This is a genomic window from Nocardia bhagyanarayanae, assembly GCF_006716565.1.
GTDB classification, from domain to species: Bacteria; Actinomycetota; Actinomycetes; order Mycobacteriales; family Mycobacteriaceae; genus Nocardia; species Nocardia bhagyanarayanae.
In genome coordinates, this window is record NZ_VFPG01000001.1 from 5,049,908 (window position 1) to 5,062,431 (window position 12,524).

A 12,524-nucleotide genomic window follows, 5' to 3' on the forward strand; every position below is an offset into this window, starting at 1 on the left:
CCACACTGGGGGACTCCCGCACCGCCTGCCACCGGACTCAGGGCGGGCGCGGGCCGACGCCTCCTGGGCTCATCTCCGCATCGCCGACGAGCTCGGCCGTCGCCTACGAGCCCTGCCGCCGCTGCTTCGGTGCCATCGCTGACGCACGGTTGCTCGCCGACGGACTTGGCGAACCGCCGCAAGCGGACTGATCACGCCGTGCACGAACTCGATGCCCTTCATCGCAGTGCCGCCGAGGAACGCCGCACCGACCGCCGCATACGAACGGAGTGCTGCCGCCGAGGACTCCGCACCGACCGCCAACGGACTCCGGGGTGGGAGCAGACTGAACCCGACGTCTCGCGGCGCGAGCTCTGCGCCGCCGCCGAACCCCGCCGCCGACGAACCCCGCGTCCGCGGTGCGCCTACCTCACCGCCGCGATCCGATCGCGAGCCGCACCGCCTCGGCGGGATCGGCGGCGGTGAGCGTGGCTTGCAGCGGCTCACCCGCGGCGTCGAGGATCTGCCACCCGCCGAGGGAGACGACCGGGATGTCGCCGCGGTGCCGTGCCAGCGCCAGTTCGGACAGCGTGCCCCAGGAGCCGCCGATGACGATGACGGCGTCGGCGGAGCGCACCAGGATCGCGTTGCGCGCCTCGCCCATGTTCGTGAACAGCACGGCGGAAAGTCCCTGGCAGGCGGCGTCGCGGTCGATGTCGGGCCGCACGCCGATCACCAGACCGCCCGCGCGTGACGCGCCTTCGGCGACGGCGGCCATCACACCGAAGCCGCCGCCGCACAGCACGGTCGCCCCCGCGGCGGCGAGCAGTCGTCCGACTTCGGTGGCGTTCGCGGCGTCGGCGCGGGTGCATGCGGTGGGTCCGCACACGGCGACCTGCTTGGCGTAGGTGCGTCGGGTGGTCAGCGCTGCCATATCGACAGTGTGCCGGGTCGAGGGGTCAGCCGCGGGTTCCTCCGGCGAGTCGCGCGGCGGCGTCGTCGGGGAAGCCGAATGTCATCTCGGTTTCCGCGCGCAACGCTGCGGCCCGGTCCATCGACCGGGTGTTGGCGTAGAGCGCTTTGTAGATGCGATGCGAGCCGGGCGAGTTGGCGGCGATGCGCTCGGCGAGCTCGGCGACGTACCGGTCGAGTTCCGCGTCGGGCACGCAGTGGTCGACGAGCCCGATGCTCGCGGCTTCGGCGGCGGGCAGCCTGCGGGCGGTGAAGCTGAGTTCCTTGGCCCTGGACATGCCGACCCGTTCGGGTAGCCGCACCGACATGCCCCACAGCGGGACCAGCCCCCACTGGCTGTGGGTGTCCCCGAGTTGGGCGGATTCCCCGGCCACCAGCAGGTCGCAGCCGAGGGCCAGTTCCAGGCCGCCGGTGAAGCAGTGCCCGTGGATCTTGGCGATGGTGGGCTTGGGCAGGTCCTCGAGCAGTCCGATGGTCTCGGCCTCGCGGAACCGGTGCGCGAGTGCGTGGCCCTCGGCCAGCGCGGTCAGATCGTGTCCGGCGCAGAACGATCGGCCCGCGCCGGTGAGTACGACGACGCGCACGGCGTCGTCGCCGGCCAGTGTTTCCAGGTGGGTGCGCAAGTGGTCGAAGGTGTCCGCGGTGAGGGCGTTCAGCTTGTCGGGCCGGTTCAGCGTCAGCGTCGCGATCGCGCCGTCGATCGAACACAAGACGAGTTCATCGCTCATGCCTGCGCCTCGCTGACGCTCGGCTCCGGCATGCGCGAGGCACGCTGGCACATGATTCGCTCACTTCGTTCACTCATCGGCCACCTCCGTGTGTGCGCACCGCCGTGCACGCCACGCCGGTGACTTCGCACCCTAACGCGCGCTGCCGGACGACGGTTCGTCGCCAGCAGACGCATGGCCGGACCCTGCACCGTCGTCGTCTCGGCCGCAGGGATGTGAATCCGCCCGCGCGGGAGCGGATTTCACGAATTTCAGGCCGATGACGCAGGCGATGATGCCGCCGAGGAAGGCGATCTTGCTCGCCGAGACGGTCTCGGCGCCGGTGGCCATGGCGTACCCGACGGTGAGCGCCGCACCGATGCCGATCCACACGGCGTAGGCCACACCGATCGGTATGCGCCGGGTGGCCAGCGCCAACCCGATCATGCTCACCGCCAAGGCGATACCGAACACCGCTGTGGGCACGGCCCGCGACAATCCGTCCGACATGCCGAGCGCGGTCGCCCACACGGCCTCGAACACCGCGCTGACGATCAGAAGCGGCCACGCCATCTCAGCTCACCGCCTTCAGCCCGGCCACACAGGCGACCAGCCCGCACAGCAGCAGTGTCCGCGCCAAGCTCGCCCGCTCCTTTCCAGTCAGCACCGCCCACACCGCGGTGAGCACCGCGCCGACGCCGACCCACACCGCGTAGGCGGTGCCGGTGGGCAGGGTACGCATCGCGAAGGCCAGGCCGAGCATGCTGGCGACGAGCGCCGCCGCGAACACGAGGGTGGGAACGAGACGCCGGAAACCGCGGGATTCGGCGAGCGCCGTGGCCCATACGGCTTCCAACACCCCGGCGACGAGAAGAACGACCCAAGCCACGACCGACCTCCATGGTCAGTCTTGTCGCTGTCCGGGTACTGAGCCCTCGTCCGGAGGCCCGCCGCGGGCCTTGTCTTCGACGCTAGCACGCGACGTAAGCGGCGGATGGTGAGCTTGGTTACCGGCCCGCTACGGCCGACTTCCGGCCGGGCGTGCGCCAATGCGCTTGCCGCGACATTGCATTCGATGCCATCGCCGACACTATCCGGCCTCGATGGCGTCGGCGACGCGGGCCCGCAACGCCAGCGCGTCGCGTGGCGCCATCACTTTGGCGTCGTTGTCGAAGTAGACGTACACGTCGCCGCCGCGCGCCCAGGACCGGATCTTCTCGGCCCACATGTCCAGTCCGTCGTCGGTGTATCCGCTGACATAGAGCTCGTCGTGCCCGTGCAACCGGACGTACACGAAATCCGCGGTGACGTCCTCGAGCAGCGGATACTTGCCCGCCGCGTCCGCGACCACCAGCGCGATCCCGTGCTCGCGCAACAACTCCGGGAATTCCGGCGTGACGAAGCTGGGATGCCGGATCTCCAGCGCGTGGCGCAGCGGCCGGTCCGCGTCGGCGGTGGTGTGGGCGGGGTCGACGCGGTGATCGTGTCGGCTCGCGATCTCGGCGGCCTGCGCCGTGCTGCGCGGCAGATGGGCGAAGAAGCCGGTGAGCAGCTCCGGGTCGAAGCGCATGGTCGGCGGCAGCTGCCACAGGATCGGTCCGAGCTTGGGGCCGAGGGCGAGGACGCCGGAGGCGAGGAAGTTGGCCAGCAGCGTGTCGCCGTCGCGCAGTCGTTTCATGTGGGTGATGAAGCGGCTGCCCTTGACGGCGAACACGAAGTCCTCCGGTGTCTGTTCGGCCCAGCGCAGGTAGCTCGACGGCCGCTGCAACGAGTAGAACGATCCGTTGATCTCCACGCTGTTCATTCGCTCGGACAGGTAGCCGAGCTCGAGCCGCTGGGTCAGTCCCACCGGGTAGAACACGCCGCGCCAACCTCGATACAGCCATCCCGAGGTGCCGATCCGGATGTCGCCCATGGATTCCATGGTGGCAGGCGGCGGTGTGCCGGGGGCGGGTGAAAGCCGTAAAACCAGGCGCGGCAGGATCTCCGAGGGTTCGACCGCCCGTCGTTCGGGTACGCCATGGTCGGATCATTCGCTTTTCAACTGAGTTCAATCGGAGGAATCACATGTCGAAGGTCGATGCCGTGCGGCTGTCGAGCGTGCTGGGCATCGATGTGGCGCAGGCGATGCTGCGGCTGCGCAACGAGCGGTATCCCGGCGAGAACGAGCACGACACGTGCCTGCGTCTCATCGCCGAGGACGCGCAGCGCAGGCGGCACGGCGCCTGAGGCGCGTCGTCCGAGCCGAATGCAGGGTCGGCTCGGGCTTCATCGGTTTCCGCGGTAGGGGCGGCCGCAGTCGCCGCTGATGTGGAGCACACCGTGCCCGCACACTCGCGCCGAGAACTTCGCCAACGCCTCGCTCAACGCGCTGACATCGTCGAAGGCGAGGGTGCCTGCGTCGATGGCACGGGCGATCTCGCTTTCCAGCTCGATCACCCGCATGAGGACGCGCAGCACCTCCGCATCGCGCGGCTTCCGCGTTTCCGCATCGCGAACCAATTCCTCGGCGATCGCCCCGGCCCGGTGCAGGTCGCGCACCGCGCCCGCCGGATCGCGGCGGCGGACCGACAGCCGTGCCTGATTGCGCAGCGCCTCGATGTCGCCCAAGCGGGCGCCGAGATGGGGAGATTCGGGTGACGTCACGATGTCCTCACTGGGTGCGTGGTGGCAACGAGTGGTTCGGATCGTGTGTTCGAGTCGGCGAGGTGCAGTGCATATCGCCGGTGTACCCCGCCGCGTGACACTGTCGCGTGGATCGCCCGGCAGTGGGTAGGTCCCGAGGACAGAGCACATCGACGACGGCAGGGAGGCGATGGCGATGACGAGCGCGCAGCTGCTGACCGACGGCTACGAGCGGGTCAGGGAAGCGGTGTACGAGGCCGTCGACGGCCTGGACGAGGACGCGCTGACCTTCCGGATCGACCCGGGCGCCAACACGATCGCCTGGCTGATCTGGCACCTGACCCGGGTGCAGGACGACCACATCGCCGACGTCGCGGGCACCGAGCAGGTATGGACCGCCCAGGATTGGTACGGCCGTTTCGGCCTGCCGCTGGACGAACGAGCGACCGGCTACGGCGACGGCCCCGAGGAGGTCGCGCTGGTGCGCGCGTCCGCGGAATCGCTGTCGGGCTATTACGACGCCGTCCACGAGCGGACTCTGGACTTCGTGCGCGAGCTGACCGATGCCGACCTGGCGGAGGTGATCGACACCCGCTGGGACCCGCCGGTCACCCTCGCGGTGCGGCTGGTGAGCGTGATCTCCGACGACCTCCAGCACGCGGGCCAGGCGGCGTACGTGCGCGGGGTGTTCGACCGCACGAGGTGAACGGCGTCAGGTTCGGGTGAAGACGCCGAGGCCGTCGGCGTCGAAGTATTCGAGGGTCAGCGTGTTTCCGGCGAAGGTGGCACGCGAGACCGAGCCGGTGGGTGCGTTCTCGCCGGTCGGTGTGAACACGAAGGTGTCGCCGTCCCAGTGGCGCAGCGGGAAGCGCATGTTCCGCGGGCCCAGGGTGAGGGTGAGCCCGTCGTCCTCGACGGCGACGGTGGCCGGACCGTAGTAGTCGTTGTCGTAGCGGCCCGCGTAGGTCGGCAGCGGTTGCGCCGGGGCGGGTCGCGCGGGTGGCGACGCGCCCGCGAGGCTGCCGATCGGCGCGCTGAGCGGTGCGAAGGCCTCCCGGTAGAGCGCGCGCCAGTCCTCGCGGACGGTGCCGAACTGGACGAGGTCGGCGAACTCGGCGTTGAGCGTTTCGGGTAGCCCGATCGGCGCGGCGTTGGTGAGCGTCACGATGCCGACGTTCACGGAGGGGATCAGGGTGAACGCGGTGGCGGCGCCGAGATCGAAGGCGCCCGAATGCCCGAGCACCACCCGTCCTGCCGGGGAGACGCCGACGTTGAAGCCGTAGCCGTAGAACCCGGCGCGCGCGTCGAAGGTCCTCGGCGGCGCCGACACCGCTTGCGGCGACACCGCGGGTTGCAGCGCGTCGGGCGCGAGGAACGGCCGGCCCTCGACCGCGCCGTCGGCGAGCATCATCGTCATCCATTTGGCGAGATCGTCCACCGACGAACTCACCCCGCCCGCGGGGGACTGGGCGTCGGGGTCGCGCGGCGGGTCCGCGACCCGATACCTGCCGTCGACGAGCACGTGACCGTCGGCGCGGTCGTCGCGTGCGCGGAAGTCGCTGTACCGCGAGCTCGTGGAGGTCATGCCGAGCGGCTGGTAGATCTCCTTGTCCGACAACGTCTCCCAGTCGGCGCCCGCCGCGGTGGCGACCGCGACGGCGGCGGCGGTGAGACCGAAATTGGTGTAGGCGTAGGAGTCGCGGAAGGCGTCCAGCGGCAGCTCCCGCAACCGCTCGAGCACCTGCTCGCGGTCGTAGCCGAGGTCCTCGAGCAGATCGCCCGCGTGATCGGGGAGCCCGGACCGATGCGCGAACAGATCACCGACGGTGACCTTCTCGGTGACGTACGGGTCGCCCAACGCGAACGAGGGCAGCAACTGGCGCACCGGCGTATCCCATCGCACGGCGCCCGTGGCGACCTGCCGTGCGACGACCGTCGCCGCGAGCGATTTCGACACCGACGCCAGCTGGAACACCGTCTCCGGACCGACCTTGGCGTCCGAGCCCACCGCGCGCACGCCGAAACCCTTGCGGTACACCACTTTTCCGTCGTGCACGACGGCGACGGCGAGTCCGGGGACCCGCGAGGTCGCCAGCAGGCTCTGGGCGAGCTCGTCGAGCCGATCCACCGCCTGGCCGACCTGTCCGTCGGGGATCGTCACCCCGGCGACCTGGTTCGGTGACTCGACGGAGGTGCTGGTGGCGGGCGACTGCGGAGCCGGCGCGTCGACGCAGCCGCCGACGAGCAGTCCCGCGGCCACCAGCGCCGCGAGACCCGGAACTCTCCGCCGATCTCCGCGCACGGCCACTCCCGGGGCTCGTTTTCGACACAAACCCTCCTCGAGCGTAGATCAACCGATCTTGCGACGAAAGGCTGCGCGGAGGGCGGCGGTGTTTGCCCCACGGGATTCGCGGTAGTCCTCACCCCGAACCACTGACCGTCGGCGGACACCTCCGGTCGCCGACCCGCGGAGAGGAGCTTCGATGAGTCAGCTGCCGAAAGGCCGTGGCGTCACCCGACGGCATACCGTCGCGGCGCGCGGCGCATCCGCCTTGGCGATCGCGGCCACGGTATTTCTCGCCCCGGTCACCGGCACCGCGTCCGCCGCCGATCCACCCGTACTCGGCGGCGGCTCCGGCATCGTCATCGCCAACCAGGCCGAGTGCACGCTCACCTCGATCGGCCACGACCGTGCCGGGCGCCTGGTCGGCCTCACCGCCGGTCACTGCGGCAAGGCGGGGGCGACGGTGCTCGCCGAATCCGATCCCAACTACGGCGTGGTCGGCAGGTTCGCCCATACCGATCCCGCGCTGGACTACGCGGTCATCGAATTCGACCCGCAGCGGGTCACACCGGTGCGCCAGCTCGGCGACATCGCGATCACCGGCATCGGCGCGCCCGCACGGTTCCCGGCCACCGTGTGCAAGAAGGGCCGCACCACCGGAACCACCTGCGGCGTCGCCTGGGGCCCCGTGGGCCCGGCCACCGAGACCTGGACTCAGCTGTGCGTGCTCGAAGGTGACTCCGGCGCGCCCGTGGTGGTCGGCTCGACGCTCGTCGGCATGGTGAACGCCTATCTCGGGGTGGGTTGCTTCGGGCCCGAAGTGGGTACCGATATCCATGCGGTAGTCGCGGATCTGGACGCACGCGACCTCGTGGGTGCGGGCTTCTGGCCGATCTGATCGGCGCCGCTCGCGAAAGCTCGGCCAGTGCTCGCGCGTTGCCGTGGGTGAGCGATTGCCGGACGCTTCGACAGCGGCTCGCGTGAGCGCGATCGCCTGTCCATCAAGTGAATCGATCGTCCTGACGGACCGCACGCGACGCTGCGCCGACTTTCACCACCCGCCAATGGATTCCGTGTCCTCGCCTTTAGTCAAGTAATGCTCGAATCTCAACTCGAACCGTCCCGGTTTGGGGTTGGTCACAACGACCGCATCGCCGGGCGAGGGTGTTTGCCGAATTCGCGCCACCGAATCGCTTCCGAGGTTGCCGGTCGATACCGTGGGGGCACATCGGGAGGAAGCGGAATCCACATGGGCCCCAACGACGCCGAGGACGACGGCATGCCTGCTCCGGTGCGGGACTTCGGCACGGCGATCCGCATGGGCCTCGACCTCGCGCTGGCGTTGGTGGAGGACACCGACACCTCGCTGGACGGCATGCTGCGCACCCTCGAACGCCACACCAAGCGATGGGCGCTGGACGGCGTACCCATCGACGAGATCCAGCACGCGGTCCACGACGGCGTCAGATCCGGGCTCGCCCAGCTGCGCGACGACGCGGGACCGATGCTCGACTGCGTGCTCGTCGTGGATCTACTCGACGTCATGACCTCGGCGGTGTCGCGCGCGTACGTCGCGGCCGACCGCACCGTGCGCGGCACCGCGCTCTGAAGCACGGTCATTACCTCGCGGGTAATCGTGCGGCGCCCGCCCGATTCGTAGGATCGGCCAGGTGACTACGCAAACAGCGGGCGATCTGCTGCGGCACTGGCGGCTCGAGCGCAGGCTGAGCCAGCTCGAGCTGGCCGGCCGCGCCGAAACCTCCGCGCGCCACCTCAGTTTCATCGAAACCGGACGCGCCACCCCGAGCCGCGCGATGCTCGCCCACCTGTGCGATCACCTCGACATCCCGCTGCGCGAACGCAACCGCCTGCTGCTGGCGGCGGGCTACGCGCCCGCCTACGCCGAACCGACCCTCGACACCCCCGAGATGGACGCGGTACGGCAGGCGATGCGCCAGATCCTCGTCGGCCACGAGCCCTACCCGGCGCTGGCCATCGACCGGAACTGGAACATGGTGGAAGCCAACGCCGGTGTGGCCGTGATGCTCACCGGCATCGACTCGCGGCTGCTCACCGCACCGGTCAACGCGCTGCGACTGAGCCTGCACCCCGGCGGCATCGCGCCGCGGATTGCCAACCTCCCCGAATGGCGCGGGCACCTGTTCGCCCGGCTGTCGCGCCAGATCGAGGTCACCGGCGCCCCGGAACTGATCGCGCTGCGCGCGGAACTGCGCGCCTACCCGGGCGGCGAAACCGAGGTCGCGCTACCGGAGCCGGACCAGGCCACCGTTCCGCTGCGGCTGCGCCACGACGGTGCGGAACTGTCGTTTCTGTCGGTCACCACCGTGTTCGGCACACCGATGAACGTCACCGTCGCCGAACTCGCCATCGAATCGTTCTTTCCCGCCGACGCCGAAACGCGAAAGTACTTGAACACGCTCACTTCCTGAGTCGTGCCGAGAGCGCCGCACGGGCGGCGGCGAGAGTCTGCGCGCGGTACCCGGCGCCGAACAGCGCGACGTGCACCAGCAGCGGATGCAGCTGATGCAAAGGAACACGGGAGCGCCATCCCGCCGCCAGCGGGCGGGTTCGCTCGTAGGCGGCGACAACGCGATCCAGGTACGGCGCGCCGAACAACGCGAGCATCGCCAGATCGGTCTCCCGGTGCCCGCCGTGCGCCGCCGGATCGATGAGCATCACGCCCGCCTGCGTCCAGCGCAGATTGCCCGACCACAGATCACCGTGGATGCGCGCCGGAGGCTCGGGCGGGCCCGCAAGCTCCTCGACGGACTCCATCACCCGCTCCAGCAGCCGCACCCCGTCCGGGCCGAGCACGTCCGCGGTGCGGGATACGAACGGGCGCAACCTGCGCTCGGCGTACCAGCGCGCCCACGGGCCCTCGCACGGCGTGTTGTCCAGCGGGAGTTCGGCGATCCAGCCGGGCCACGACGCGCCGAAGACGCCCGGCGAATCCGCGTGCAGCACAGCGAGATCCCGGCCGAAGCGGTCCGCAGCGGCGGGGGAGGGCGCGGCGTCGGGCAACCACGGCAGCACCAGCATCCCGTCCTCGGCGGCCAGCACCGGCGGCACCAGCGCGGCATTGCCCGCCGCGAGCCAGCGCAGACCCGCCGCCTCCGCCGCGAACACCCCATCCCGGTCCGCGGCGGCCTTGACGAAGACGACGCGACCGTCGGCCAGCTCCGCCCGGTGCAGCGTCCAGTCGTGACTCGACCCGAGATCGGTCACCGCGTGGACGGCGACACCCAGCGACTCACCCAACCGGTCGGCGATGCTCACCGCACCACCGTAGGCGCACCTCCGCCTTCGCTGCGGTCGTGCGCGAGTTTCCGGACGGCCGCGCCGATATCAGGATGCGGTGCGCGCGATGACGTGCTCGGCGAACCGGGACAGGTTCGCGATCTTGGTCTCCAGGCTCTCGGTGTCCTGATCGCGGGTGTACGGATTGCGGAAGCCGACGATGACATCGGTGACGCCCTTGTCCTCCAGCCGCTTCACGCCGTCGACGGTGAAACCGTCCAGCGAGATGACGTGCACTTCGAAGTCCTTGCGCGTGCCGTACTCGGCCCGCAGCTTGTCCAGCTTCGCCAGTAGCCGATCGAGCTCGGCGGGATCGCCGCCCGCGTGCATCCAGCCGTCACCGCGCTGGGCGGCGCGCCGCAGCGCCGGACCGCTGTGCCCGCCGATGAGGATCGGGATCGGTTCGGTGGGCACCGGGTTGATCTTGATCGGCGGCAGGTCGTAGAACTCGCCGTGGTACTCGAAATAGCCGCCCGCGGTGAGCCCGCGCACGATGTCGACGCACTCGTCCATGCGCGCGCCGCGCTTCTCGAACGGCACGTCCATGATCTCGAAGTCGTCCGGCCACGGGCTGATCCCGACACCGAGACCGAACCGATTGCCGCTCAGCGCGGCCACCGACGCCGCCTGCTTGGCCACCAGCACCGGTGGGCGGATGGGCAGCTTCAGCACGAACGGAGTGAACCGCAGCTTCGTCGTCGCGGCCGCCATCGCCGCCGAGAGCACGAACGCCTCGATGAACGGTTTGTCCTCCAGGAACTCCCGGCTGCCGTCGGGGGTGTAGGGGTAGGTGGCGTCGGAGTCGCGCGGATAGGCGACGCTGTCGGCCACCGCCATCGACGTGTACCCGGCCGCCTCGGCGGCCTGCGCCAGAGGCACGTAGTAGGACGGGTCGGTCATCGTCTCCGCGTACGTGAACCGCATGGAATCAGCCTTCCTGCTCGGTCGTCGCCGGGCAACGGCTCGTCGGTGGGCGGCACGCCCACGGCATCGCCATGGCGAACATCTCCCAGCCAATTAATCACTGGTGCTTAACTTGGTCAAGACTCGGGTTCAGTACAGTGGGTGCCTATGCAAGCCGACGACTCGCGCGCCGCCCTGCTCGACGCGGGGGAGCGACTCATCGCCGAACGCGGCGTCGACGTCCCGCTGCGCGACATCGCCGCCGCCGGGGGCCAACGCAACAACTCCGCGGTGCACTACTACTTCGATTCCCGCAACGGACTCGTCGAAGCCATCGTCGAGCGCCGGATGAACCGGCTCGAACAGCGCCGCATGGAACTACTCGCCGCCCACGAAGCCGACGGCACCGGCGCCGACCCGCACGCTCTGGTCGGCATGCTCGTCGGACCCATGCTCGAACTCGTCGGCGAAGACCGCACCAGCCACTACGGCCGCTTCCTCGAAGTCGTCCGCACCCACCCCGTCATCGCCGACGCCCGCCGCCTCGCCGGCGCCGAGCGCGCCGCGGTCCGCATCATCGCCACCCGCCTGGGCGCCGCCCTCCCGCAGCTGTCGCCCCGCCACCGCCGCCGACGCCTCGAAACCATGACCACCGTGCTGTTCGCCCTCGTCGCCGACTACGAACGCGCACTCCAAGACGGCAGCCGCACCCCGCACCTCGACACCGACACCGCCGAGATCGCCGACATGCTCGTCGCGATGCTCACCGTGCCGGCGCGCGACCCGGCCTGAACGCTCCTCGAGCGTGACCGCCGCGAATCTTCGTGGCTGATCGGCGTCCATCGCGGCGAACCAACACCGGCACCGCGTCCCGAATCACCCCTCCCGCGAACGCCGCGCCAATTCCACTGTCGCCGCGCGCAATCCGTCGACACCGTCCAGCCGCTCCGCATAACCCACCCGCGTCCGCGCCACCCCGCGCGGCGTCTCCACCCGCAAATCCAGCCCGTACCGATCCGCCCGCTCGCACAGCGCCGCCGTCGCATCCGGATAACCACCCAGCACCCGCGCCATCGACAACAGCGCATCGGCGTGATCGTCGTTCAGATGCGCGACCGCCCGCGCCGCCACCGGCGCCACCGGATCCGGCTCCGCCGCCAGATACTCCTCGGCCGTCGCCGAATCCATCCGCCCGTACCCGCCGACCCACCGCACCCGGCCGACCCGGAACACCCACAGCGAGAAATCGCTGTACTCGACATACATCCGCGCCGCGGGCACCGCCGCCACATGCGCTTCCCGCGCCGCCGCCAACTCCGCGCCCACCGGACGCTCCACCACCCCCGCCAGCGTGATCCGCGAACCCGCCAACGGATCCGCGGGCCGCTCCGGCGCCACGATCGACAAACTGGCCCGCGCATCGCCCGCCAGATTCCGGCCGTGCTCGGCCAACCGCGACACACACAACACCGGCGCACCGTCCAACAACCCGTACGTCACGAACGACGCCCACGGCGACCCGTCCTCGCTCAGGCTCGCCAAGGTCGCGATATTCGTCGCCGCCGCAACCGTTCTCGCCTCCTCCGCAGCAGAAGGCCGCGCCGCGTTCACCACCGCAGCGAGCGGCCCGGGCACCGACGGCGCGTCACCGGGATCACCGTGATCGAGAGTCATGACCACCAGCGTGCCACGCCGAAACGCCGCCGGAGCCGCAACCAAAGCAACCCAACACCCCC

16 protein-coding genes and 1 riboswitch are annotated in these 12,524 nt (G+C 70.1%); of the genes, 6 read left to right on the forward strand and 10 right to left on the reverse strand.

Annotation, left to right across the window (positions count from 1 at the left end):
* Nucleotides 1-409 precede the first annotated feature (409 nt).
* From FB390_RS21795 to FB390_RS21815, 5 genes are all read right to left on the reverse strand, one after another.
* Nucleotides 410-913 carry an SLOG cluster 4 domain-containing protein gene (locus tag FB390_RS21795; RefSeq protein WP_141810607.1) on the reverse strand — a complete coding sequence of 168 codons (504 nt, stop codon included), beginning with the start codon at nt 911-913 and terminating at the stop codon, nt 410-412.
* 25 nt (nt 914-938) lie between these two features.
* Nucleotides 939-1,679 carry an enoyl-CoA hydratase/isomerase family protein gene (locus FB390_RS21800; RefSeq protein ID WP_141810608.1) on the reverse strand — a complete coding sequence of 247 codons (741 nt, stop codon included), beginning with the start codon at nt 1,677-1,679 and terminating at the stop codon, nt 939-941.
* A gap of 132 nt (nt 1,680-1,811) precedes the next feature.
* Nucleotides 1,812-2,231: a DMT family transporter gene (locus FB390_RS21805; RefSeq protein ID WP_141810609.1), complete on the reverse strand. Its 420-nt coding sequence runs from the start codon at nt 2,229-2,231 to the stop codon at nt 1,812-1,814.
* A gap of 1 nt (nt 2,232) precedes the next feature.
* Nucleotides 2,233-2,547 carry a DMT family transporter gene (locus tag FB390_RS21810; RefSeq protein WP_141810610.1) on the reverse strand — a complete coding sequence of 105 codons (315 nt, stop codon included), beginning with the start codon at nt 2,545-2,547 and terminating at the stop codon, nt 2,233-2,235.
* A gap of 10 nt (nt 2,548-2,557) precedes the next feature.
* Nucleotides 2,558-2,621, reverse strand: a riboswitch (guanidine-III (ykkC-III) riboswitch).
* 127 nt (nt 2,622-2,748) lie between these two features.
* Nucleotides 2,749-3,573, reverse strand: coding sequence for a DUF72 domain-containing protein (locus FB390_RS21815; RefSeq protein ID WP_221639340.1), 825 nt, complete (start codon nt 3,571-3,573; stop codon nt 2,749-2,751).
* 152 nt (nt 3,574-3,725) lie between these two features.
* Here FB390_RS21815 and FB390_RS33650 point away from each other — a divergent pair, with 152 nt between their 5' ends.
* The gene (locus tag FB390_RS33650; protein ID WP_157107692.1) at nt 3,726-3,887 is read left to right on the forward strand and encodes a hypothetical protein; all 162 of its coding nucleotides are present in this window, start codon (nt 3,726-3,728) and stop codon (nt 3,885-3,887) included.
* A gap of 39 nt (nt 3,888-3,926) precedes the next feature.
* Here the strand turns inward: FB390_RS33650 and FB390_RS21820 are convergent, their stop codons facing one another.
* Complete coding sequence (locus FB390_RS21820) at nt 3,927-4,304, reverse strand: hypothetical protein (RefSeq protein ID WP_141810612.1); 378 nt, start codon at nt 4,302-4,304, stop codon at nt 3,927-3,929.
* Between the two features lie 175 nt (nt 4,305-4,479).
* On the opposite strand from FB390_RS21820, the gene FB390_RS21825 reads away from it, so the two are divergent.
* On the forward strand, nt 4,480-4,989 hold the full coding sequence (locus tag FB390_RS21825; protein ID WP_141810613.1) for a mycothiol transferase: 510 nt from the start codon (nt 4,480-4,482) through the stop codon (nt 4,987-4,989).
* Nucleotides 4,990-4,995: 6 nt separating this feature from the next.
* Here the strand turns inward: FB390_RS21825 and FB390_RS21830 are convergent, their stop codons facing one another.
* Nucleotides 4,996-6,585 carry a serine hydrolase gene (locus tag FB390_RS21830; protein WP_141810614.1) on the reverse strand — a complete coding sequence of 530 codons (1,590 nt, stop codon included), beginning with the start codon at nt 6,583-6,585 and terminating at the stop codon, nt 4,996-4,998.
* A 181-nt stretch (nt 6,586-6,766) separates the two neighbouring features.
* On the opposite strand from FB390_RS21830, the gene FB390_RS21835 reads away from it, so the two are divergent.
* The 3 genes from FB390_RS21835 to FB390_RS21845 all read left to right on the forward strand — a co-directional run bounded on the left by FB390_RS21835 (nt 6,767) and on the right by FB390_RS21845 (nt 9,017).
* On the forward strand, nt 6,767-7,465 hold the full coding sequence (locus FB390_RS21835) for a S1 family peptidase (RefSeq protein WP_246124150.1): 699 nt from the start codon (nt 6,767-6,769) through the stop codon (nt 7,463-7,465).
* A 351-nt stretch (nt 7,466-7,816) separates the two neighbouring features.
* Nucleotides 7,817-8,176: an RsbRD N-terminal domain-containing protein gene (locus FB390_RS21840; RefSeq protein WP_141810615.1), complete on the forward strand. Its 360-nt coding sequence runs from the start codon at nt 7,817-7,819 to the stop codon at nt 8,174-8,176.
* A gap of 61 nt (nt 8,177-8,237) precedes the next feature.
* A complete protein-coding gene (locus tag FB390_RS21845) occupies nt 8,238-9,017 on the forward strand; it encodes a helix-turn-helix domain-containing protein (protein ID WP_141810616.1) in 780 nt (259 codons plus the stop codon).
* On the opposite strand, the gene FB390_RS21850 is transcribed toward FB390_RS21845, so the two are convergent.
* Together FB390_RS21850 and FB390_RS21855 are read right to left on the reverse strand one after the other, a co-directional pair.
* The gene (locus FB390_RS21850; protein ID WP_141810617.1) at nt 9,007-9,864 is read right to left on the reverse strand and encodes a fructosamine kinase family protein; all 858 of its coding nucleotides are present in this window, start codon (nt 9,862-9,864) and stop codon (nt 9,007-9,009) included. The genes FB390_RS21845 and FB390_RS21850 overlap by 11 nt on opposite strands.
* A gap of 69 nt (nt 9,865-9,933) precedes the next feature.
* Complete coding sequence (locus tag FB390_RS21855; RefSeq protein WP_067783268.1) at nt 9,934-10,809, reverse strand: TIGR03619 family F420-dependent LLM class oxidoreductase; 876 nt, start codon at nt 10,807-10,809, stop codon at nt 9,934-9,936.
* Nucleotides 10,810-10,956: 147 nt separating this feature from the next.
* Here FB390_RS21855 and FB390_RS21860 point away from each other — a divergent pair, with 147 nt between their 5' ends.
* The gene (locus FB390_RS21860) at nt 10,957-11,580 is read left to right on the forward strand and encodes a TetR/AcrR family transcriptional regulator (RefSeq protein ID WP_141810618.1); all 624 of its coding nucleotides are present in this window, start codon (nt 10,957-10,959) and stop codon (nt 11,578-11,580) included.
* An 84-nt stretch (nt 11,581-11,664) separates the two neighbouring features.
* Here FB390_RS21860 and FB390_RS21865 read toward each other — a convergent pair whose 3' ends face one another.
* Nucleotides 11,665-12,462, reverse strand: a complete 798-nt coding sequence (locus FB390_RS21865; RefSeq protein ID WP_141810619.1) for a HugZ family pyridoxamine 5'-phosphate oxidase — start codon at nt 12,460-12,462, stop codon at nt 11,665-11,667.
* Nucleotides 12,463-12,524: the final 62 nt, after the last annotated feature.